This window comes from Streptomyces sp. NPDC048514, from assembly GCF_043199955.1.
GTDB lineage: Bacteria > Actinomycetota > Actinomycetes > Streptomycetales > Streptomycetaceae > Streptomyces.
Map to the genome: position 1 here is coordinate 215,614 of NZ_JBICWT010000002.1, position 21,022 is coordinate 236,635.

Below are 21,022 nucleotides of genomic sequence, written 5' to 3' on the forward strand. Positions count from 1 at the left end.
GGGCGTCGGGGCGGGGGGCCGCGGTCGGCGGAGGTCAGGGGGCGGGGCGTTGCGCGGGGGTCTGCTGGTGGGCCCCCTCTGGGGTGGAGGGGGCGGTCGGTCAGTTGGTCGCGTCGGCCAGGGCCAGGTCGTGCAGCCGCTCCGGTGGGCCGGGGCGGGCGTAGTACCAGCCCTGGGCCGTGTCGCAGCCCAGTATCCGCAACTGCTCGGCCTGGGCGCCGGTCTCCACGCCCTCCACCGTGACCGCGAGGTCGAGGCTGTGGGCGAGGGAGACGATCCCCTCGACGATCTTCAGGTCGACCGGGTCGGCCGGGAACTGCTGCATGCCCTGGGTGAAGGACCGGTCCAGCTTGAGGATGCTCACCGGCAGGCGCCGGAGGTTCGCCAGATTCGAGTACCCGGTGCCGAAATCGTCCAGGGCGATGTCGACGCCCATCTCGGCCAGCCGGCGCAGGGGTTTGAGCAGGTCGTCGTCGGCACCGATCAGCGCGGACTCGGTGACCTCCAGGCACAGCGCGTCGGGCGCGACGCCCGTGCGTTCCAGGATGTCGACCGTGTCCTGCACCAGACCGGGATGGCTGAGCTGGCAGGGCGACAGGTTGACGTTGATCCGCAGCGGGCCGGCGGTCGTCTCGGCGCCGTAGCGTTCCCGCCAGGTGCGGGCCTGGCGGACGGACTCCTCCAGCACCCAGCGGCCCAGCGGCACGATCAGCCCCGTGTGCTCGGCCAGCGGGATGAACCGGTCGGGGCCGAGGACCCCGTGCTGCGGGTGCAGCCAGCGCACCAGCGCCTCCGCGCCGCGCACGCTGCCGTCGCCGAGATGGACCAGCGGCTGGTACTCGATGAAGAACTCACCGCGCTCCAGGGCGGTCGGCAGGGCCGTGGTCAGACCGTGGCGGGTGATCGCGCGGGCGTCGGCCTCCGGATCCGCCAGCTCCGAGCGGTTGCCGCCCGCCGACTTGGCCCGGTACATGGTGATGTCGGCGCTGCGCAGGACCTCCGCCGCCGTACGCTCGCCGGCCGGGCCCTCGACGATGCCCAGGCTGCCGCGGACCATGAGGTCCCGGCCGTCGACGCTGATCGGGGTGACCAGCGCGTTCATGATCCGCTCGGCGAGTTCGTCCACCTCCCGCTCGGTGCCGGGCCCGGTGGTCAGCGCCACGAACTCGTCACCGCCGAGCCGGGCGACCATCTCGCCGGGCGCGGTCGCGCAGGACTGCAGCCGGTCGGCGACCTCCACCAGCAGCCGGTCGCCCGCCGCGTGGCCGAGGCTGTCGTTGACGGTCTTGAAGCCGTCCAGGTCGAGATAGCACAGCCCGAAGCGCTGGCCCTCGCCGGCGCCCAGGGCCTTCTCCAGCCGCTCGAAGAACAGCGTGCGGTTGGGCAGTCCGGTGAGCGCGTCGTGCGTGGCCTCGTAGCGCAGCCTGAGGTTGAGCAGCCGGCGCTCGGTGGTGTCCTCCATGAGGGCGAGCTGGTACCGCGGACTGCCGTCGGCGTCGCGCAGCAGCGAGACGGTCAGGTTGGTCCACAGCACCGTGCCGTCGGGCCGGTTGAACGCCTTCTCCAGGTGGTAGTGCTCGCGTTCGCCGCGGACCAGTTCGTCGTAGAGCCGCCAGGTCTGCGGGGCGTCCTCGGGGTGGGTCCAGTCCTGCACCCTGCGGATGCGCGGCGACTGGTCGGTGAGCCCGAACATGCGCAGCAGGGCGCCGTTGACCTGGAGCACGTTGCCGTCGAGGTCGGCGATGCCGATGCCTATGGCAGCGCCCTCGAAGACCGCACGGAACCGGGCCTCGCTGGCGTGCAGCGCCTGCGCCACCACCCCCTGGGCCTGCAACGCGGCCTGGGCGATGGCCTCCTGCTCGGCCAGGGTCCGCGCGCGCAGCGCCTGGGCGTACCCGGCGGCCATGGCGGCCTGCAACCGCGAGGAGCGCAGCCGCAGTTCCTCCTGCGGGCCGTCCTCGCCGCAGTACAGGACCAGGTAGGCCTCGATGCAGTCCAGCGTGCGGGTGAGCGCCTCCGGGTCGGTGCAGTGCGCCTCGACGAGGGCCGCGCCGACCGCCCTGGCGCCGTCCGCGTCGAAGCCGCGCGCCCGCAGCAACTCGCTCAACCGGTGTGCGAGCGGCAGCAGTCGCTCCTCGAACTCCGGGCGGGTGAGCGACGTCGAGGTCACCGGGAAGACCGCCCGGCTCCAGATCGTCGTCAGCCGGCGCAGTCTGTCCTCCGGCCCGTCCGGCTCCGCGCTCACGCCGTACGCCCCACGCCGGCGAATCCGGAGAAGGCATACGGATCCTCGTCCTCCGGCGCAGACTCCGGTCGCCAGTGCGGCATCGGCACCAGTCCGGGTTCCACCATGTCGTACCCCTCGAAGAACCGCGCGATGTCCTCGCGCGAGCGCATGATCAGCGGGTTGCGAATGTCCTTGTATACGTCCACCGCACCCTCGGCCCGCTCCGCGGGCACCGGGATTCCCTCGTACGAGGCATGGGTGAGGATCAGCAGGCTGCCGGGCGCGAGGGCCTCGCGCAACTCGGCCACCGCACCGTACGGGTCGTCCGCGTCTTCCACGAAATGCAGTATCGCAACGAGAAGGAGCGCGACTGGCCGATTCAGGTCGATCAGCCGCTCGCGCTGGGGACTTGCGAGGATCTCCCGGGGCTTGCACAGGTCCGCCGCGACCACGTCAGCCCCGTCGTTCCCGGCCAGGACGGCCTGGCTGTGCGCGACGGCTACCGGGTCGTGGTCGACGTACAGAACCCGGGCCCCGGGTACGACCGCCCCGGCCACCTCGTGCACATTTCCGTAGGTCGGGATGCCGGAGCCGATGTCGAGGAACTGGGTGATGCCCTGCTCGGCCGCGAACCGTACGGCCCGGCGCATGAACGCCCGGTTGGCCTGCATGGTCTTCGGCAGGCCCGGCATGAACTCCATGGCCTTGCGGGCCGCTTCCCGGTCGACCTCGAAGTTGTGCGAACCGCCCAGGTAGTAGTCATAGATCCGCGAGACGCTGGGCACCGAGATGTCGATGCTCCGTGGGGCCCAGGCGGGACGCTCCATGTTCTCTCCAAGGCGTGGACGACAGGCGTAGGCGATCCGGTGTTCGAGCTGAGGCTACTGATCGCGTGCCAAAGGAGCGACCTGAAACGGAAATTGACCATCCGTTCCCGGTCACTGCCTGCGGCAAGTGCCTGTGCGACCCCGCTGCGTGACGGTTGCGCCGGCAACCGGTGGCAAACGACGCATAGGCGCACGACCCGCACAACGGTCCGCCCCCTCCGTGCGGTGCGGAGGGGGCGGACCTGCGGGCGGCGCGCCGGGCGGGCGGGGCGATCGACCCTGGGGAGGTGATCTACTTGCCCGGCGCGCCGACCGGCTTGCCGTCGGGCGAGACGGCGTACCAAGTGCCGCCCACGCCCTGACCGTTGGTGTCCCCGGGGGCCTTGTCACCGGAGAAGGTGTAGATCGGCCAGCAGTTGACCGTCATCTGCTCCCTGCCGTCGGACCGGGTGAAGGGCATGAGCCCCTTCTTCTTCACGCCCTCGGTGTTGTCGGCGCTGACCGGCTCGACGGCCGGCCACTTCCCCAGGCAGGCGCCGGTGCAGTTGGAGACGGACTTGGGCCAGGCCTGGTCCTTCATGAAGCGGTAGACCGTCATGCCGTTCTTGTCGACGACCAGGTCACCCAGCTTGGAGTCCTTGCGGACGGACAGACCGGGCAGCGAGGCGAGGGACGCCTTCTTGCCGTCCGCGGCGAGCGCGAACCACTTCCCGCCCACGCCCTGGCCGTTGGCGTCGCCCGCGTTGACGTCCTTGGCGTAACGGTAGGCGGGCCAGCCGCCGATGGTGAGCTGCTTGCTGCCGTCGGCTCGGGTGACCTCGCCGAGCATCGCCTTGTCGACGCCTGCGCCGGCGGAGGCGTCACCGGCGGGTACCGGCGGCCAGGTGGTGGCGCAGTCGCCGTCGCAGCTCGACTTGGGCGGATCGGCGACGTCCTTGTCGAACCGGTACAGGGTGAGACCGGAGCCGTCGGTCAGCACCTTGCCCAGCTCGGGGTTGGCGGCCACGGTCAACTTGCCCGCGGGGGCCGCCTGGGTGGGGGAAGCGGAGCTCTGGCTGCCGTCCGCGCCGTAGCCGTTGCCCGCGCCGGCCGTGGTCGCGGTGCCGGTGCTGCCGTAGCCGCCCGCGGGCGCCGTGGCCCCGACGTTCTGGGCCGACGACGCGGGAGCGCCGGCGTTGTCCTGACCGCACGCCGTCGTCAGCGCCAGCACCGAAGCGGCCGTGGCCACCAGTGCGGCGGTCCGCCAGGAGGTCTTCATGGTCAACTCCCCATTATCGCCTGGATATTGCAGCGCCCTGCGTGCCGCCGCACGGCCATGGGTACGCGGCGGAGGGGCCGGAGCGTTCAACGGGACGGGAAGTTCTTCGGGTTTTTCTTTCCGGACACCGTGCCGCGGGCCGCCGGCCGGGGCTCGCACGGGCGTACGTTTCACGGCGGCCACCCCGCTTCCGCGGTCAAACCATTGATCGCACTATGTCCCCCCTTCGGAGCAATCCCGGCGCACCACGGCGTACGACCGCGTTTCGGACCCCATGATCTCGTCGTGCATGGACCCGAAGTGACCCGTTGCGCGCCCACCACACGGGCGTTGGCTCTGCTGACGCTGACCTGGACATTGGTGGGCTGCCCGGTCGGCAGCGCCTCGGCCGACGCCTGCGCGTACGCCTCGACGGGCTCGGACGGCACGGTGGCGGTGGCCTACGCCGGTGGCCACCACGGCCACCACGGCCATCACGGCCATCACGGCCACCACTGGCCCCCTCCGCCGCCCTGCCCGATGCCGACCCCGCCGCCGTGCCCGCCCACGCCCACGCCGACCCCGACTCCGACCCCGACGCCTCCCCCGCCACCGCCGCCCCCTCCCCCACCGACGCCAACGCCGACGCCGACACCGCAGCCGAAACCGAAGCCGAAACCGCCGCCGAAGCCCGCTCCCGCGCCCAAGCCGCCGCCCAGGCCGGCCCAGGCGCCCCCGGCGCCCAGGCCGACGCCTCCGCCCCTGCCGCCGCCGAAGCCCGCTCCCGCGCCCAAGCCGGCGCCCAAGCCGGTGCCGCGGCCGCCGGTGACGCCGGTGAGCTACCCGGTGTACCACCCCCATGCCGTCAGCCGCCCCGCGCCCGGTCACACCGCACCGGTCACCTATGTCCTGCTCATCACCGTTCCCGCGATCGTCGCCGTCGCGGCGCTGCGCCCGCGCTGAGGCGCCGGCCCCGCTCACACCTGGAGGCACCTGTTGTCGGATTGGCTTGTTCTCGTCCTCGCGATCCTGGGGGCCTGTGCCGTGGTGGTGCTCGTCACCGTGGTGCGGCACAAGAGGGCCCCCGAGGACGAGGACCCCAGTGAGACCCCCGACGTCATCGAGTACATGACGATGTGGATCGGCGTCGTGTACGCCATCGTCCTGGGCCTGGCCATCGCGGGCGTGTGGGAGGCGCGCAACTCCGCCCAGGACCATGTGCAGGCCGAAGCCCAGGCGCTGCACGAGATCTCGGCGCGGGTCCGGGTGTATCCGCCCGACGTCCGCGACCGTATCCGGAACGACATCGACGCCTATGCCGGCTACGTGGTGCACACCGAGTGGAAGACCATGGAGCGCGACGGTCAGGTCACCGACCGGGGCGCCGACCTGCTCCAGAAGGTCCGGGAGGACGTGACCGACTACCAGCCGCGCAACGACTTCGAGGCGCAGGCCTACCAGCCGGTGCTGGACCAGATGGCCGCCGCCGACCAGGCCCGCAACGCGCGCGCCGACTCCACCGGGGCCACCATGCCGCCGGTGGTGTGGTGGGGGCTGATCACGGGCGCGCTGATCACCGTGGGCATGGTGTTCGCACTGCAGATCCGGCGGACCAGCAGGGAGCTGGTGCTGGCCGGGCTCTTCTCCGCGACCATCGCCTTCATGCTGTTCCTCATCTGGGACTTCGACGCCCCCTACAGCCGGGGCATCGCGGTGAACGCGGAGCCGTTCTTCAACCTGTTTCCGAACATCACGGCATAGCCGCACGTCACGGCATAGCCGTAGCCCGCGGTCGGCACCACCGGCGCGTCACGGCAGGCCTCGGCCCCGGTTCCCACGAGGTACCGGGGCACAGGCCTGTCGCACGTGCGCGCCACGCCGTCCCGCGGGGGCGGGCAGGCGGGCTCAGACGCCCCGCTCGTTCCGGCGGCGCACCCAGAACGCGCCACCGCCGAAGACGGCCAGCGCCACCAGACCGCCACCGATGGCCGTGTCCTCGGGCGTCGCGCCGACGGTCCTGCTGCCGCCGAGGCCACCCTGCACACCGCCGAGCACGGCGAAGGCCCTCGGACGTGTCAGCGTGAGGCCGCCGCAGCGGACGGTGATGTCGTACCGGCCGGGACGAGCACCGCGGTCGACGAAGACGACGCCCCGCGAGACGTTGCCGCGCACCGGCGCCAGCGGCGCGGTGCGGAAGGCACGGGAGGTCATCGCGCCGCCCCGGCAGCCGTCCACGGTGACGGTGAGCCGGCCCCCCGCCGGGACCACGCTGGGCCTGGCGACGATGTCGCGCGGGTTGCCGTTGCCTCCCCGGCCGCCGAAGTCGCCTCCGAGCCCTTCCTCGAAGCCGTCCTCTCCGCGACCGAAATTGTCTCCGCCGAAATTGCCACCGTCGAAGTCGTCACCGCGGCCGAAATCGTCACCCAGGCCGTTCCCGTTGCCGTGCCCGTTCCCGTTCCCGTTGCCGTTCCCGAACCCGTGCCCGTTGCCGTTCCCGTTGCCGTTCCCGAATCCGTTCCCGTGCCCGTTGCCGTTGCCGAAACCGTTCTGATGCCGGTTTCCGAAGCCGTTGCCGTTGCCGTTGCCGTTGCCGAAGTTGCCGTTCCCGTTGCCGAAGTTGCCGTTGCCGAAGTTGCCGTTCCCGTTCCCGAAGCCGTTGCCGTTGCCGATACCGCCGACGCCGCCGACACCCCCGACGCCCCCCACTCCGCCGACACCTCCGATGACGCCGACGCCCCCGACGCCCCCGATGCCCGCGATGCCTCCCACGCCGGTGCCGGGGACGATGGCCGTGCCGTTGTTGTTGGTGGTGCTCGGGCCGCCCCCGTTGCCCATGCCGTCCGCGACGGCCACGGGGGCGACGAACCCGATCGCGGCAACCGCGGCGCACGCGGCCGCCAGGGCACGTTGGTTTCGCATGTGATCCTCCGCGGGAGGCGCCCGGGTCCCGTCCCCGGTCGATCGGCGAGAAAACACCTCCCGGAATGACCCTCAGACCCCTGGAACACGCCCGCATTTCGAGAATGGTCCGTCCTGGTGAGGCAACACGCCGAACGAAAACCACACAATCAGACATTACTGCAGGTCACGCCCCGTCAGAAAATTCCTGAAGGCTGCAACTCGGATGGCGCACCGGGAAAGCGCCGGGCCACCCGTTCGCCCGTCGACCCGTCGCCCGTCGCCCGCGCGGGACTTAGCGTTTTCCCATGCGCGACGGACGTGGCGACGGCCGCGACGAGAGGGGATGACGAATGTACGCGTCCGAGTGGGCGGAACTTGCCGAAGAGGAGGAACGGCGGAAGAGGCGCGCCCCCTGGGGCGTGATAGCGCTTGTTCTGCTGACCGGCCTCGCGCTCATTCGGAACGGTTCGGGAGAGTTCGACGCCGGCCCACCGCAGCCGGCCTCGGCGGTGGCACCGGACATCCGTAACACCCCGAGCCCGGTGGCCGCGGCGCCCCTCTCGCTGGCGTTCTCCGCCGCCGACCGGATCCGGATCCCGGCCATCCAGGTCGACGCGCCGGTCATGCCGGTCGGGCTGGACGCCAACGGCTGGGTGGCCGCGCCCCCGCCGGACGATCCCAACCTGGCGGGCTGGTTCACCGGCGCGGTCTCCCCCGGCGAGAAGGGCACCGCCGTCGTCGTCGGCCACGTCGACAACCAGAAGGGCCCCGCCGTGTTCTACGGCCTCGGGGCCCTGAAGAAGGGGAACCAGGTCGCGGTGACGCGCCAGGACGGGAAGACCGCCGTGTTCGAGGTGTACGGGGTCGAGGTCTTCTCGAAGAGCGGCTTCCCCGGCGACCGCGTGTACGGCTCGAAGGGGACTCCGGAGCTGCGCGTCATCACCTGCGGCGGCGGTTTCTCCAAGCAGAACGGCTACGACGGCAACGTCGTCGCCTTCGCCCGCCTGGTCGCGGTCACCTGAGGCCGCGTCACCAGACGGGCGGACGGCACCCGTCAGGTACGGCGGGGCGGCACGGTGAGGTGGTATCCGGAGTCGATCAGATAGGGAAGCCATTCCCGGATCGCCCGGACGGTCTGTGAACGGTCGCCCCCGGCGTCGTGCGAGAGCACCACGACGCCGGGGGCGGCTCCGCTCTCCACCCGGTCGATGATGGTGCCGGTGCCGGGCACCTCCCAGTCGGTGGTGTCGACGGTCCAGGCCATCGGCTCCATGCCCATCTCGGCGCCCAGCTGGAATGCCGCGCGGTTCCAGGCGCCGTAGGGGGCGCGGAACCACTGGGGGCGCTCGCCGTAGGTGTCCTCGATGACGTCGCTGGTGCGCTCCATCTCGGAGCGGATCTCCTTGCGGCCCAGGGAGGTCAGCAGCGGGTGCGTCCAGGTGTGGTTGCCGACGACATGGCCCTCGTCGGCCATCCGGGCCAGGAGTTCCCGGTTGTCGACCACACACTCGCCGCACACGAAGAACATGGCCCGGACGTCGTACTTGGCGAGGGTGTCCAGGATGTGCGGGGTGTAGTTCGGATTGGGGCCGTCGTCGAAGGTGAGCATCATGCGCCGGCCGCGCCCGGAGATCTCCAGGATGGGCTCCTTGCGCACCTTCAGCTTGCGGGGCGCCCGGCGTGGCGGTCCGTAGCCGGTGAGCGGCTGGAGCCGGAAGGCGGAGGGTTTGAGTGCCTGGCGGGCCTGTGGTCCGGCGACAGGAGCTGCGGTCCGGGCGGTCTCCTCGCCGCCTGCGAGGACGAGCCCGGCGGTGCCCGCGGCGCCCACGGCGGCGGCGCCGGCGAGGAGCATCCGGCGCCGCGTGAACAACTGATCCTTCTGCATGACTCATCAGTCGCCCCGTCGGACTCCGGCGCACCGCAACGCCACCGGTGCGGCGGCGCGAATACGCCCGGACGGCGCAATCGGCGGCGGGTTCAGCGGCGGCGTACGAGCGGGAAGGGGAGCGTCTCCCGGATGGTCAGGCCGGTGAGGAACATGACGAGCCGGTCGACACCGATGCCGAGCCCGCCGGTCGGGGGCATCGCGTACTCCAGGGCCTGGAGGAAGTCCTCGTCCAGTTCCATGGCCTCCGGGTCGCCGCCGGCGGCCAGCAGCGACTGCTCGGTGAGGCGCCGGCGCTGTTCGACGGGGTCGGTCAGCTCGGAGTAGGCGGTGCCCAGTTCGGTGCCGAAGGCGACGAGGTCCCAGCGTTCGGCGAGCCGGGGGTCGGTGCGGTGCTGCCGGGTGAGCGGGGAGACGTCGGTCGGGAAGTCCTTGTAGAACGTGGGCAGTCCGGTCCGCTCCTCGACCAGCCGTTCGTACATCTCCAGCACGACGTCACCAGGCCCGTCGTCGGCGGTGTACGGCACGCCCGCGCGGTCGCACAGCCGGTGCAGCCGCAGCAGCTCGGTGCCGGGGCCGATCTCCTCGCCCAGCGCCTCGGAGATCGCCCCGTGCACGGTCTTCACCGGCCAGGTCCCGGAGATGTCGTACTCCTCGCCGTCCCTGCGGGCCACCGGGGAGCCGAAGGCCGCGGTCGCGGCGGCCTGGATCAGCTCGCGCACGAGGTCGAGCATGACGTCGTAGTCGGCGTGGGCCTGGTAGGCCTCCAGCATCGTGAACTCGGGGTTGTGCTTGTGGGAGACGCCCTCGTTGCGGAAGGTGCGGCCCAGTTCGAACACCTTCTCCAGGCCACCCACGCACAGCCGCTTCAGATACAGCTCGGGCGCGATGCGCAGGTACAGGTCGAGGTCGTAGGCGTTGATGTGGGTGGTGAACGGGCGGGCGTTGGCGCCGCCGTGGATCTGCTGGAGCATCGGGGTCTCCACCTCGATGTAGCCGCGCTCCAGCAGGCCCTGACGCAGTGCCTGCACGGCGGCGGAGCGGGCGCGCAGCACGGCGCGGGTTCCGGGGCCGGTCGCGAGGTCGAGGTAGCGTCGGCGGACCTTGGTCTCGGGGTCGGTGAGTCCGCGGTGCTTGTCGGGCAGGGGGTGCAGGCACTTGCCGGTGAGCTGCCAGGAGGTGACGAAGACCGTGGGTTCACCCCGGTCGCTCGGCCGGGTGTGTCCGGTTGCGGTGATGTGGTCGCCGACGTCGGTGTCGCGGGTGAAGCGGTCGAGGGCGGCGCCGGAGCCGTCGCGGGTGAGGGCGATCTGGTGGTCGCCGGACCAGTCGCGCAGTACGGCGAAGACGATGCCGCCGAAGTCGCGGACCAGCATGACGCGTCCGGCCACGGTGACGTCCTCACCGGGCGGGAGGTCGGCGAGGGCGTGGGTGGGGGCGGGGACTCCGACGGGGTAGGGGTCGGTGCCGGCGGCGCGCAGCCGGTCGAGCGTGCGGTGCCGGACGCGGACCTGTTCGGGCAGGCCCGCGTCCGGGGCTGCGGGCCCGGCCTGGTCCCCTCCGTCGAGGCCGAGCGCCGTCAGGGACGGCAGCCCCTCGGTGCCGGCGGGCCGCCGCCCGGTCTTCGGGTGCCCCTTTCCCCAGAGTTTGCGCAGGGACGGTACGGACACGAAGCCCTCGGCGATGCCGGAGGCGAGGCCGATGCGGGCGAGGGAGGCGGTCTCGCCGTAGCAGATGAAGCGCGGGTACCACTCGGGACGGTATTTGGCGTTGGAGCGGTACAGGGCCTCCAGTTGCCACCAGCGGGAGAAGAACAGCAGCAGGCGGCGCCAGAGCCGGAGGACGGGGCCGGCGCCGATGCGGGCGCCCTCCTCGAAGACGGACCGGAAGACGGCGAAGTTCAGCGAGATCCGGTGCACGCCGAGTCTGGGCGCGGCGGCGCACAGTTCGGTGACCATGAACTCCATCACCCCGTTGGGCGCCGTGCGGTCACGGCGCATCAGGTCCAGGGAGACGCCTTCGCGGCCCCAGGGCACGAAGGAGAGCAGCGCCAGGAGCCGGCCGTCGTCGCCGAGGGCCTCGACGAGCAGGCAGTCCCCGTCGGCGGGGTCGCCGAGCCGGTCCAGGGCCATGGAGAAGCCGCGTTCGGTCTCGGTGTCCCGCCAGGCGTCGGCCTTGGTGACGATCTCCTCCATCTCGCGCTCGGTGAGGGTGGCGTGGCGGCGGATGCGGCAGGTGGCGCCGGTGCGGCGGACCCGGTGCACGGCCTGCCGGGTGACCCGCATGTCCCGGCCGCTCAGATCGAAGGAGGCCACGTGCACGATCGCCTCGTCACCGAGCTGCAGGGCGCCGAGCCCGGCACGGGCGTAGGCGCGGGCGCCGTCCTCGGAGGCGCCCATCACGGCGGGCGCCCAGGCGTGCCGGCGGGCCGCCTCCAGCCAGGCCTCGATGGCCCGCGGCCAGGCCTCCGGGTCGCCGACGGGGTCGCCGCCCGCCAGGCACACCCCGGCCTCCACGCGGTAGGCGACGGCGGCCTTGCCGCTGGGTGAGAAGACGACGGCCTTGTCCCGGCGGGTGGCGAAGTAGCCGAGGGAGTCCCGCTCGCCGTAGGCGGCCAGCAGCGCGCGGATGCGGGCCTCCTCGTCACCGTGCAGGGCGGCCTCGAGGCGCTGGGAGCGGAACAGCGTGACGACGGCGTTCAGCAGCGCGAGCGCGCCGAGCAGGCCGAGGACGAAGGTGACCTGGCGGGCCGGGCGGCCGTCGAAGGAGCTGTTGGCGACCAGTCCGCCGCACACCCGGTCGGCGGCCCAGGCCAGGTGCTGGCTCTGCGGCAGGGTGCCCGGGAAGAGCGAGACCAGGCCCCAGCCGAGCAGGACGGCGGCGACGAGTCCGGCCAGCAGGACGCCGAGCGCCCGCCGTACGGCACCGTGGCGGGAGGCGGCGTAGAACTCGCTGCGGGCGACGACCAGCAGGAGCAGCAGCAGGGCGCACAGCACCAGGGACGGCAGTGACTGGGCGTACAGGCCGAGCGCCGCGCCGAGGGCGTCGGTGACGATCAGCAGGGCCAGGTAGACGACCACCAGCCACCAGGCGATCTTCTTGCGGGCGGCGGTGGCGCCGGCCAGCAGGAACAGGAAGACGGCGTAGGCGAGGTTGGCGCTGATGGGGACCAGGAGCAGGTCGAGGGTGTGGGCGACCGGGCGGAGCGGACCGCGCAGCGGGGCGATGACCGCGAGCAGTGCGCACAGCAGGCCGAGCGCGCCGAAAAGGGTCGCGAAGGTCTCCGGCACCCAGCCGAGGTGCCGGCCGGCGGGAGGGGGTGCCGGCGCCGGGGCGTGCCTGCGTGCGCCGGGCTCCGCGGTGGCGGTCATGGTTCCGACTGTAGGAAGGGGCCGGGCGGCTCGCCCGTCGAGCGGGCCCGGACTCGGCTGGAACGGCGGGTTCCGATAGCCTCACGGCCGTGACGGAACAGCACGAAGAGGACGAGCGCTCGCACCGGTTCGAGCGGGGCACGGACGGGCCGAAGGTCATCATGGTCGGTGTGGACGGGTCCGACTCCTCGCTGCGTGCCGCGGCCTACGCGGGCGGGCTGGCCCGGCGCCAGCACGCGCTGCTGGCCGTGGTGTACGTGCAGCCGGTGCTCGCGGCCGGCGCGGCGCTCGGGGCGCCGGTGGCGGAGACGACCGATGAGATCGCCGAGGACCTGATCACGCAGATCCGGGAGGCCGCCGAGCGGGTCAGGGGGATATTCGAGGTGCGCTGGGAGTTCCACACCTTCCCCGGCGACCCCTACAACGGTCTGGTGAAGGCGGCCGGCGAACTGAAGGCGGACGCGGTGGTGGTGGGTGCCTCGGAGCAGGCCGGGCACCGGATCATCGGCTCGGTGGCGGTCCGGCTGGTGAAGGCGGGGCGCTGGCCGGTGACGGTCGTCCCGTAGGGCGCCGCGGCGGCGGAGGGGCCGCGAGGAGCGGGCCCCCGGCGAGCGAGCGCGGTGGCGCGGGGCGGTGAGGACGCCCGGCACACCGCCCGTCGGGCCTCACAGCCGGCCCGGGCCGTGCGTGGCGGCTTCCGTCCGGGGCGGCCCTGGGACATCATGATCCGCCGTCAGCCGTTTGCCACGGGCGAAGAGGTGAGGCGCATGGCCAGGCTCCGTATGGGTGAGGGGATTCTCCGTCGCAAACCCATCGAACACATCGAGGAGACGGAGGTCGGCGGGGGCGGCGGGCTGGACAAGTCGCTGGGGCTCTGGCAGCTCACCGCGATCGGCGTGGGCGGCATCATCGGCGCGGGCATCTTCACGCTGGCCGGCACGGTGGCCCACGGCATCGCCGGGCCGGCTGTGCTGGTCTCCTTCCTGATCGCCGGCGTCGCGAGCGCCTGCGCCGCGCTGTCGTACGCGGAGTTCGCCGGGCTGATCCCGAAGGCGGGGTCGGCGTACACGTACGGCTATGCGGTGCTCGGTGAGTTCGCGGGCTGGTTCATCGGCTGGGACCTGCTGCTGGAGTACACGGCGATCGTGGCCGTGGTGGCGATCGGGATCTCCGGCTATTTCGGCTTCCTCGTCGAGAACCTGGGTGCCGACCTGCCCGACTGGCTGCAGGGCGCGCCCGGCACCGGAGGCGGCCACCGGGTCGACCTGATCGCGGCCCTGCTGTGCCTGTTGATCGCCTGGCTGCTCAATCTGGGGATGCGCAGCGCGGCCCGGTTCGAGACGGTCGTGGTCGCGCTCAAGGTGCTGGTGGTGCTGGTGGTGATCGCGGTGGGCGTGTTCCACATCGACACCGGGAACTACCATCCGTTCTTCCCGTTCGGGGTGAGCGGTGCGTTCACCGGTGCGGCGACCGTGTTCTTCGCCGTGTTCGGCTACGACGCCATGTCGACCGCCGCCGAGGAGTCCAAGGACGCGCAGCGGAACATGCCGAAGGCCATCATCTACTCGCTGGCGATCTCGATGGTGCTGTACGTGGCGGCCTGCCTGGTGCTGACGGGCATGCAGAGCTACCGGGTCATCGATCCGGAGAGCGGCTTCTCCACGGCGTTCGACGCGGTGGGCCTGAGCGCGCTGGCGAACCTGGTCGCGGTGGGCGCGATCATCGGCATCCTCACCGTGATGTTCACGTTCATGATGGGCGTGACCCGGGTGTGGTTCTCGATGTCCCGGGACGGGCTGCTGCCTCGGTGGTTCGCCAAGACGCACCCGACGCGGCACGTGCCGACCCGGGTCACCTGGATCGTCGGGGTGGCGTCGGCGGCGATCGCCGGGTTCGTGCCCATCGGGGAGGCGGCCGAACTCACCAACATCGGCATCCTGCTGGCGTTCGTCGTGGTGTGCGCGGCGGTGATCGTGCTGCGCCACCGGCAGCCCGACCTGCCGCGCACCTTCCGTACGCCGTGGATGCCGTTCGTGCCGGCACTGGGTGTCGTCTTCTCGGTCTGGCTGATCACCTTCCTGCAGTGGCAGACCTGGGTACGGTTCGCGGTGTGGTTCGCGGTGGGGTGCGTGATCTACTTCGGCTACTCCTACCGGCACTCGGCGCTCGCCCCGCGCCCGTCCGCCGAGTGATCACCCGCCCATGGCCAGTCCGTCCGCGGCGGCCCCGCGGCTGAGGACCACGTCCTTGATGCGTTCGCGCACCCCCTCGAGTTCGGCGCCCCCGGCGATCGCGGAGGCGAGGTCGAGGACCCGGCCCGCGTCGACGTCGTAGACCTGCGGGACGAACTCGGCCCGGGTCACCTGCCAGCGCCCGCCCGGCCGGGCGGGCGGGGCGAAGGTGAAGCGGCCGAGGGTGGACTCGTTGCCGCGCCGGTCCTGGACACCCCGGCCGTTGTACATCTCGCCGGCGATCTGGTCGCCCATGCCGTACACCACCCAGGTGCCGTTGACCTTCTCGTACGCCTGCGGGACGTGGGCGTGGGTGCCGAGGATCAGGTCGATGTCCGGGCGGCCGTTCGTCCTGGACGCGGTGAGCCGCTGGGCGAGGCCGAGCTGGAGCCGGTCGGGCTGGTCCTGCCACTCGGTGCCCCAGTGCGCGGAGACCACGACCACGTCGGCACCGGCCCGGCGGGCGGCGCGGGCGTCGGCGATCACCCGGTCCGGGTCGATCAGGTCGACGGCCCACGGCTCTCCCGCCGGTACCGGGCCGACGTCGGTGCCGAAGGTGTACGCCAGGTGCGCGACCTTGGCCGAGCCGGCCCGGTGAAGGGTGACCGAGCGCGCCTCGGCCGCGCTGCGGGCCGTGCCGGCGTGCTTGAGGCCGACCCGGTCCATGGCGTCCAGGGTGCGCCGGATGCCGTCGGCGCCGTCGTCCAGGGAGTGGTCGGAGGCGGTGGAGCAGCCGTCGTAGCCGGCCGCGGCGAGGGCCGGGGCGATCTGCGGCGGGGACTTGAACTTCGGGTAGCCGGAGTAGTCCCCGTCGGCGCCGAAGACGGTCTCCATGTGACAGAGCGCCAGGTCGGCCTTGGCGACGGCCGGTTCGGCACCGGCGAGCATGGGCCGGAAGTCGTAGCCGCCGCCCCCGTCGAAGGCCGCCCGTTCGATGACGGAATCGTGCGGCAGGATGTCGCCGGAGGCGACGAGGGTGAAACCGCGGGCCGGCGAGACGGCGGCCGTCGGATGCTTGGACTCCTGCCGCCCCGCGTTCTGGCAGGCGGCCGCCGCCGCGAGCACGGCAGTGAGGGCCAGGGCCACCTGTTGCCTGCGTCCGATCATCAGCTCACCCCAAGGTTTTTCCTATATAAAGACAACGCCGCGTCGGGCATATGGGTACGAATCTGGCTCTCCGCGTAAACAATCCAGGCACCCTGATTAACCCGTCCGGTGTCCTGCCGACCGCTCGTCCGACCGTTCGCCGCCCCGATCGACCGTCCGCCGCAGAGTCGTGTGCGCCCCCTGTCCCCCGCCCGCGCGCTGCGCTGCCATACGGCCATGACGGCCGGAACCTCACTGATCCACGGGACCACGGGAGCGACCCGCCCTGCGACCACCGCCGAGCACGAGCTGGCCGCGCTCCAGCGCGAGCACGGCCGGCCCCTGTTCGCCCTGCTGCTCCGGCTCTGCGACGGGGACCGGCAGCGTGCCGAGGACCTCGTGCAGGAGACCCTGGTGCGCGCCTGGCAGCATCCCGAGGCACTGCACGCCGACGACTTCGACTCCGTACGGCCCTGGCTGCTGACCGTCGCCCGGCGACTGGCGATCGACGCCCGGCGGGCCCGGCAGGCCCGGCCGCCCGAGATCGGCGACGCGATCACCGAGGACGCCCGGGTGACCGGCGATCACGCCGAGCGGGCGGCCGCGATGCTGGACGTCCGCGAGGCTGTGAAGACACTCACGCCGGCCCACCGTGACGTGCTGATACTCGTGTACTTCCGCGGGGCCAGTGTGGCGGAAGCGGCGCGGACCCTGGGAATCCCACCCGGTACCGTGAAGTCGCGCGCGTACTACGCGCTGCGCGCCCTGCGCCGGGTCCTTCCGGGTTATGCAGCCGACCTGCACTGAAACCGGAAGTCTGGTCAAACCTCGGTAAAGCGCCTTGCTGTGGCCCCCGTTCGGGCAATGGGCTGTCCTCATCCGCGTTCCGGGCGAGGGCAGGGTCCCGGGGGTTCGGGCGACGCGCACGTACCGGAGGAAGGGCAGGAAGGGATGCTGCACAGAGGGCACGAGAGCAGGGACGGCACCGGCGGCGGAGAACTGACCGTCCCGATGGCCTGGTTGTACGCCGAGTACATCGCCGACGAGCTGCTGCGCACCGGCGATCTGATGCCGCCGACGTCCTTCGAGTTCCGGGCCGGCCGGGACGCGCTGGCGCTGACCGTCTTCCTGTCCGACACCGACGGGGAACTCTCCGGCATCCGGGTGATCTCCCAGCTGGAGAACTGGCTGTCGCTGACCGCCTACGACCAGCCGTGGCGGGACTGGGTGCGCGAGCGGATGGCCGAGCTGACCGCCGGGTCCGCCGAGGAGGGCACCCCCTCGCCCGACCTGGCGCTCGCGGCGGACGCCTGGCGCTGGCTGGAGGAGACCGAACTGCTCGCCCCGGATCTCGACGCCGTACCGGGCGGCGGCGCGGTGCTCGGCGAGGACGACGGACCCAAGGTGTGGACACCGGCCTGGCGGCTCGGACTGCCCCTCGGGCACCTCGCGATCCACCTTTTCTGAACGTCTGGAATTCAGACCAATCCGCGTGCCGTACCGCTCCGAATCTCTTCGGTCACGATTCGGTGTGTGCCTTGAGTGATTCGGTTCTCCCCTGCGTACGGGTGGGAGCAAGGAGTAACCCCACCCCCACCCTTCGGCACGAGGATTCGGCATGAGGTCCCTGGAAAGGCATCGCGACGTCGGCGCCTACGCGCTCGGCGTGTTGGACGAGGCGGAGGCCTTCCGCTTCGAGGACCACCTCATGGAGTGCCCCCGGTGCGCGGCAGAGGTGACCGAATTCGGACCCGCGGCACGGCAGTTGATGCTGTACCGCCGGGCCACACCGCGGTTCGTCCCGCCCGTGGCACAGCCCGGTCCGCGGTTGCTGGACCGGCTGCTCGGCGAGATCGCCGGCCGGCACCGGACACGCCGCCGCCGTCTCCTGTACGGCCTCGCCGCGTCCGTCCTGCTGGCCGTGGCCGGTCCGGGCGTGGTCGCCTTCACCGGGCACGACGAGCCCGCCGTACGGGTCACCGCGGCCACCGATCCGCGGACCGGGGTATGGGCCAAGGTCACCTCCGAGGACGCGGAGTGGGGCAGCGACCTGCGGCTGGAGGTCAAGGACGGGTCCGGTTCGCGCACCTGCCGGCTCGTCGCGATCGGCCGTGACGGCACGGAGCAGGTCGTCGCCGGCTGGGCCGACCCGGGCCGGGACGCCGGACCCACCACGACGCTCGGCACCGCCGGGATGCACCCGGACCAGATCGACCGCTACGAGGTCCGCGCCGAGGACGGACGGCCGCTGGTGACCCTGAGGACGCGGTAGGGCTCACTTCAGCAGCCGGGACAGCCGGCGGTCGGCCAGCGGCTTGCCGCCCGTCTGGCAGGTGGGGCAGTACTGCAGCGAGGAATCGCTGAAGGAGACCTCACGGACGGTGTCGCCGCACACCGGGCAGGGTTCCCCGGTGCGGCCGTGGACCCGCAGGCCGCTCTTCTTCTCCGCCTTCAGCCGTCCGGCGGCCACTCCCCGGGAGCGCTCGACCGCCTCGGTGAGCGTGCTCCGCAGCGCCTCGTAGAGATGACGGGTCTCCTCCGGCGTGAGGGACGCGGCGAGCTTGAACGGGGACATCTTCGCGGCGTGCAGGATCTCGTCGCTGTAGGCGTTGCCGACGCCCGCGATCAGTGACTGGTCCCGCAGGGCGCCCTTGAGGCGGCGTCTCTCGCCCTTCAGGAGGGCGGCGAAGCGCTCCTCGTCGAAGCCGGCGGCGAGCGGGTCCGGGCCGAGCCGGGCGATCCCCTCGACCTCTCGCGGGTCGCGGACGACGTACACCGCGAGGCGTTTCTGGGTGCCGGCCTCGACGAGGTCGAAGCCCTCGCCGGTCTCCAGCGCCACGCGCAGCGCGAGCGGTCCCTTGCCCGGCTTGGGCGGGCCGTCCGGCAGCCGGTCCTTCCACTGCAACCAGCCCGCGCGGGCCAGGTGGGTCACCAGATGCAGTCCGCTGTCCGCCGCCAGGTCCAGGAACTTGCCGTGCCGGCGTACGGCCGTCACCGCACCGCCCTCGAAGGCGGTGACCGGCGGGTCGTACGTCTTCAGGACGCTGACGGCGACCGGCAGCACCCGCGCCACCCGGCGGCCGACCAGGTGCTCGGTGAGGAAGTCCGTCAGCGCTTCGACCTCGGGGAGTTCCGGCATACGTCCAGGGTGCCATCCGGCACCGACAACGCCAGGCGGCCGGCCCTACGGCAGCCGGAACTCGCACCACACCGCCTTGCCGCCGCCGCGCGCCTCGACGCCCCAGGAGTCGGCGAGCCGGTCCACCAGGAGCAGCCCGCGGCCGGACACGCCGTCCTCGCCCGCCTCGCGGCGGCGCGGCAGCGCGCTGGAGGAGTCCGCGACCTCGATGCGCAGCCGGCTGTCGTCCAGGGCCCGCAGGGTGACGATCGATGAACCCTCGGTGTGCATCAGGGCGTTGGTGATCAGCTCGTCGGCGACCAGTTCGATCTCGTCGGCGCGGTCGCGGGCGCCCCAGGCGTGGACGGCGGCGCGGATCATGTGCCGGGCGTGGGTGAGGGCCTCCGGGTCGCCGGGTGCCACGTGCTGCTGGAGCCGGCCGCTCGGCCGCGGGGACTGCGGGACCCGGCGGCGCAGCAGGAGCAGGGCCACGTCGTCGTCGCCGCCCCGCTCCTCGGCCATCCGGATCAGCCCGTCGGCGAGGGCGCGGACGTCGTCCGGACCGGCCGCGACGAGCCTGGTCAGCCTGCGTATGCCGTCGTCGAGATCGGTGCCGGGCTGCTCGATCAGTCCGTCGGTGCACAGCAGCAGGGTGTGCCCGGGGTCGAGTTCGATGGTGGAGACGGGGTACTCCAGCCGGCCGAACTCCGCCGACAGACCGAGCGGGAGTCCGCCCGCCACCGGGACCCGGTGGCAGCTGCCGTCGGCGTGCCGCAGCAGCGGGTCGATGTGGCCGGCCCGGACCGCCTGGACGACGCCGGTGGTCAGGTCGGCCTCCGCGTACAGGCAGGTGGCGAAGCGGTCGGTGTCGAGTTCGTGCAGGAAGACGGAGGCGCGGGCCATCACGGTGGCCGGGGTGTGCCCCTCGGCGGCGTAGGCGCGCAGCACGATGCGCAGCTGGCCCATCACGGCCGCCGCGTGGGTGTCGTGGCCCTGGACGTCACCGATGACCGCGCCGACCCGCCCGCCGGGCAGCGGGATCAGGTCGTACCAGTCGCCGCCGATGTCCCTGCCCAGGGCGGCCGAACGGTAGCGGACGGCGATGTCGGCGCCGCGGACGCAGGGGATGGTGCGGGGCAGCATGGCCTGCTGGAGGCCCTGGGCGAGGTCCTTGTCCTGCTCGTAGAGCATGGCCCGCATCAGGCTCTGCGCGATGCTGCTGCCGAGCGCGACCAGCACGGCACGCTCCTCGGTGGAGAAGCCGCGCCGGTCGTCGTACAGCAGCCCCATGGCTCCGATCGGCCGGGCCTGGGCGACCAGCGGCAGGTAGGCGGCCGAGGTGATGCGCAGGTCGGTCAGGTGCGGCCAGAGGATCGGGTAGCCCTCGGCGAACTCCTCCGGGGACTCGATGAACCGTGGCAGGAGCGTGCGGACGACCTCGCTCATCGGGTACGGCTCGTCGATGCGGTGCACCTGGGTGGAGGTGGGGATGAAGCTGCCCGGGGGTGCCTCGGCGACGAGCCGGATCCGGCCGGCCTCCACCAGGCCCATGACCAGGCTGGCCGCGCCGAGATGGCGGACGCCGTGGGTGTCCTTGAGCACGTCGATGACGTCCTGCACGCTGCGTGCGTGGGCGAGTGCGGCGGAGATGACCTGGACGATGTTCGTCTGCTGGCGCAGGGCCTCGTCCTGGGCGGCCCGCAGGCTGCGGGTCGCGCTGTCGGCGAGTTCCTGGGTGGCGTCGCGGACGATGCCGACGACCCGGCGGGGGCGGCCGGTGCCGTCGCGCCGGATGTAGCCCTGGGTGTGCGTCCAGCGCGGTGAGCCGTCGCGGCAGCGGATCCGGAAATAGGCGCCGTAGTTCTCGCTGCCGTCCTTGATGGCCCGGGCGACCACCGCGTCGAGCCGGGCCGCCTCCGGCGGCGGTACCCGGACGGCGAGGGACTCGGGGCGGCCGTCGAACTCCTCGGGCAGCAGGTCGAAGACCTCATGGGCCTGGACGTCCATGTGGAAGAGACCGGTGTCCAGGTCCCAGTCGAAGCTGCCCATGCGGTTGAGCGCCAGGATCGGGTCCGGATGGGTGGGCCAGTCCTCCGGGAGTGACAGGGCGCTCGCTCCCCGATCAGCCATGGGGCCACC

16 protein-coding genes and 1 pseudogene are annotated in these 21,022 nt (G+C 72.2%); 8 read left to right on the forward strand and 9 right to left on the reverse strand.

The features are described from left to right. Positions 1–100: 100 nt before the first annotated feature. The 3 genes from ACGFT2_RS03915 to ACGFT2_RS03925 all read right to left on the reverse strand — a co-directional run bounded on the left by ACGFT2_RS03915 (position 101) and on the right by ACGFT2_RS03925 (position 4,312). Positions 101–2,245: a putative bifunctional diguanylate cyclase/phosphodiesterase gene (locus ACGFT2_RS03915; RefSeq protein WP_393273196.1), complete on the reverse strand. Its 2,145-nt coding sequence runs from the start codon at positions 2,243–2,245 to the stop codon at positions 101–103. Then, positions 2,242–3,054: an SAM-dependent methyltransferase gene (locus tag ACGFT2_RS03920; RefSeq protein WP_393273198.1), complete on the reverse strand. Its 813-nt coding sequence runs from the start codon at positions 3,052–3,054 to the stop codon at positions 2,242–2,244. The genes ACGFT2_RS03915 and ACGFT2_RS03920 overlap by 4 nt, the downstream gene beginning before the upstream one ends. A 292-nt stretch (positions 3,055–3,346) precedes the next feature. Then, complete coding sequence (locus ACGFT2_RS03925; protein ID WP_393273869.1) at positions 3,347–4,312, reverse strand: SCO0930 family lipoprotein; 966 nt, start codon at positions 4,310–4,312, stop codon at positions 3,347–3,349. Positions 4,313–5,125: 813 nt separating this feature from the next. On the opposite strand from ACGFT2_RS03925, the gene ACGFT2_RS03930 reads away from it, so the two are divergent. Together ACGFT2_RS03930 and ACGFT2_RS03935 are read left to right on the forward strand one after the other, a co-directional pair. Continuing rightward, a complete protein-coding gene (locus tag ACGFT2_RS03930) occupies positions 5,126–5,254 on the forward strand; it encodes a hypothetical protein (protein ID WP_393273199.1) in 129 nt (42 codons plus the stop codon). A gap of 33 nt (positions 5,255–5,287) precedes the next feature. Further along, the gene (locus tag ACGFT2_RS03935) at positions 5,288–6,052 is read left to right on the forward strand and encodes a hypothetical protein (protein ID WP_393273201.1); all 765 of its coding nucleotides are present in this window, start codon (positions 5,288–5,290) and stop codon (positions 6,050–6,052) included. A gap of 144 nt (positions 6,053–6,196) precedes the next feature. Here ACGFT2_RS03935 and ACGFT2_RS03940 read toward each other — a convergent pair. After that, a pseudogene (locus tag ACGFT2_RS03940) lies at positions 6,197–6,601 on the reverse strand (hypothetical protein); the annotation flags it as partial. Between the two features lie 941 nt (positions 6,602–7,542). On the opposite strand from ACGFT2_RS03940, the gene ACGFT2_RS03945 reads away from it, so the two are divergent. Further along, positions 7,543–8,214 (forward strand): class F sortase, encoded by a 672-nt coding sequence (locus ACGFT2_RS03945; protein WP_393273203.1) that lies wholly within the window; start codon positions 7,543–7,545, stop codon positions 8,212–8,214. 32 nt (positions 8,215–8,246) lie between these two features. On the opposite strand, the gene ACGFT2_RS03950 is transcribed toward ACGFT2_RS03945, so the two are convergent. Both ACGFT2_RS03950 and lysX read right to left on the reverse strand, forming a co-directional pair. Then, the gene (locus ACGFT2_RS03950; protein WP_393273205.1) at positions 8,247–9,077 is read right to left on the reverse strand and encodes a polysaccharide deacetylase family protein; all 831 of its coding nucleotides are present in this window, start codon (positions 9,075–9,077) and stop codon (positions 8,247–8,249) included. 92 nt (positions 9,078–9,169) lie between these two features. Next, the gene (lysX, locus tag ACGFT2_RS03955) at positions 9,170–12,448 is read right to left on the reverse strand and encodes a bifunctional lysylphosphatidylglycerol synthetase/lysine--tRNA ligase LysX (protein WP_393273207.1); all 3,279 of its coding nucleotides are present in this window, start codon (positions 12,446–12,448) and stop codon (positions 9,170–9,172) included. Positions 12,449–12,537: 89 nt separating this feature from the next. On the opposite strand from lysX, the gene ACGFT2_RS03960 reads away from it, so the two are divergent. Together ACGFT2_RS03960 and ACGFT2_RS03965 are read left to right on the forward strand one after the other, a co-directional pair. Beyond that, positions 12,538–13,014 carry a universal stress protein gene (locus tag ACGFT2_RS03960; RefSeq protein ID WP_393273208.1) on the forward strand — a complete coding sequence of 159 codons (477 nt, stop codon included), beginning with the start codon at positions 12,538–12,540 and terminating at the stop codon, positions 13,012–13,014. 201 nt (positions 13,015–13,215) lie between these two features. Further along, positions 13,216–14,640, forward strand: coding sequence for an amino acid permease (locus tag ACGFT2_RS03965; RefSeq protein ID WP_393273209.1), 1,425 nt, complete (start codon positions 13,216–13,218; stop codon positions 14,638–14,640). On the opposite strand, the gene ACGFT2_RS03970 is transcribed toward ACGFT2_RS03965, so the two are convergent. Next, positions 14,641–15,786 (reverse strand): CapA family protein, encoded by a 1,146-nt coding sequence (locus ACGFT2_RS03970; RefSeq protein WP_393273211.1) that lies wholly within the window; start codon positions 15,784–15,786, stop codon positions 14,641–14,643. A gap of 216 nt (positions 15,787–16,002) precedes the next feature. Between ACGFT2_RS03970 and ACGFT2_RS03975 the strand changes: the two genes are divergently transcribed. The 3 genes from ACGFT2_RS03975 to ACGFT2_RS03985 all read left to right on the forward strand — a co-directional run bounded on the left by ACGFT2_RS03975 (position 16,003) and on the right by ACGFT2_RS03985 (position 18,037). Further along, positions 16,003–16,572: a sigma-70 family RNA polymerase sigma factor gene (locus ACGFT2_RS03975; protein ID WP_393273213.1), complete on the forward strand. Its 570-nt coding sequence runs from the start codon at positions 16,003–16,005 to the stop codon at positions 16,570–16,572. Between the two features lie 144 nt (positions 16,573–16,716). After that, a complete protein-coding gene (locus ACGFT2_RS03980; RefSeq protein WP_393273215.1) occupies positions 16,717–17,232 on the forward strand; it encodes a hypothetical protein in 516 nt (171 codons plus the stop codon). A 151-nt stretch (positions 17,233–17,383) separates the two neighbouring features. Then, the gene (locus ACGFT2_RS03985) at positions 17,384–18,037 is read left to right on the forward strand and encodes a zf-HC2 domain-containing protein (RefSeq protein WP_393273217.1); all 654 of its coding nucleotides are present in this window, start codon (positions 17,384–17,386) and stop codon (positions 18,035–18,037) included. 3 nt (positions 18,038–18,040) lie between these two features. Here the strand turns inward: ACGFT2_RS03985 and ACGFT2_RS03990 are convergent, their stop codons facing one another. Both ACGFT2_RS03990 and ACGFT2_RS03995 read right to left on the reverse strand, forming a co-directional pair. Continuing rightward, a complete protein-coding gene (locus ACGFT2_RS03990; protein WP_393273219.1) occupies positions 18,041–18,904 on the reverse strand; it encodes an Fpg/Nei family DNA glycosylase in 864 nt (287 codons plus the stop codon). Positions 18,905–18,949: 45 nt separating this feature from the next. Then, on the reverse strand, positions 18,950–21,013 hold the full coding sequence (locus ACGFT2_RS03995; protein ID WP_393273221.1) for a SpoIIE family protein phosphatase: 2,064 nt from the start codon (positions 21,011–21,013) through the stop codon (positions 18,950–18,952). Positions 21,014–21,022 lie beyond the last annotated feature (9 nt).

Bases quoted from the DNA above. Each gene is read 5' to 3' on its own strand.
- ACGFT2_RS03925 (WP_393273869.1), bottom strand. From the start codon at position 4,312: ATGAAGACCTCCTGGCGGACCGCCGCACTGGTGGCCACGGCCGCTTCG.
- ACGFT2_RS03985 (WP_393273217.1), top strand. From the start codon at position 17,384: ATGAGGTCCCTGGAAAGGCATCGCGACGTCGGCGCCTACGCGCTCGGC.
- ACGFT2_RS03945 (WP_393273203.1), top strand. From the start codon at position 7,543: ATGTACGCGTCCGAGTGGGCGGAACTTGCCGAAGAGGAGGAACGGCGG.
- ACGFT2_RS03920 (WP_393273198.1), bottom strand. From the start codon at position 3,054: ATGGAGCGTCCCGCCTGGGCCCCACGGAGCATCGACATCTCGGTGCCC.
- ACGFT2_RS03965 (WP_393273209.1), top strand. From the start codon at position 13,216: ATGGCCAGGCTCCGTATGGGTGAGGGGATTCTCCGTCGCAAACCCATC.
- ACGFT2_RS03990 (WP_393273219.1), bottom strand. From the start codon at position 18,904: ATGCCGGAACTCCCCGAGGTCGAAGCGCTGACGGACTTCCTCACCGAG.
- ACGFT2_RS03995 (WP_393273221.1), bottom strand. From the start codon at position 21,013: ATGGCTGATCGGGGAGCGAGCGCCCTGTCACTCCCGGAGGACTGGCCC.
- lysX (WP_393273207.1), bottom strand. From the start codon at position 12,448: ATGACCGCCACCGCGGAGCCCGGCGCACGCAGGCACGCCCCGGCGCCG.
- ACGFT2_RS03970 (WP_393273211.1), bottom strand. From the start codon at position 15,786: ATGATCGGACGCAGGCAACAGGTGGCCCTGGCCCTCACTGCCGTGCTC.
- ACGFT2_RS03980 (WP_393273215.1), top strand. From the start codon at position 16,717: ATGCTGCACAGAGGGCACGAGAGCAGGGACGGCACCGGCGGCGGAGAA.
- ACGFT2_RS03975 (WP_393273213.1), top strand. From the start codon at position 16,003: ATGACGGCCGGAACCTCACTGATCCACGGGACCACGGGAGCGACCCGC.
- ACGFT2_RS03950 (WP_393273205.1), bottom strand. From the start codon at position 9,077: ATGCAGAAGGATCAGTTGTTCACGCGGCGCCGGATGCTCCTCGCCGGC.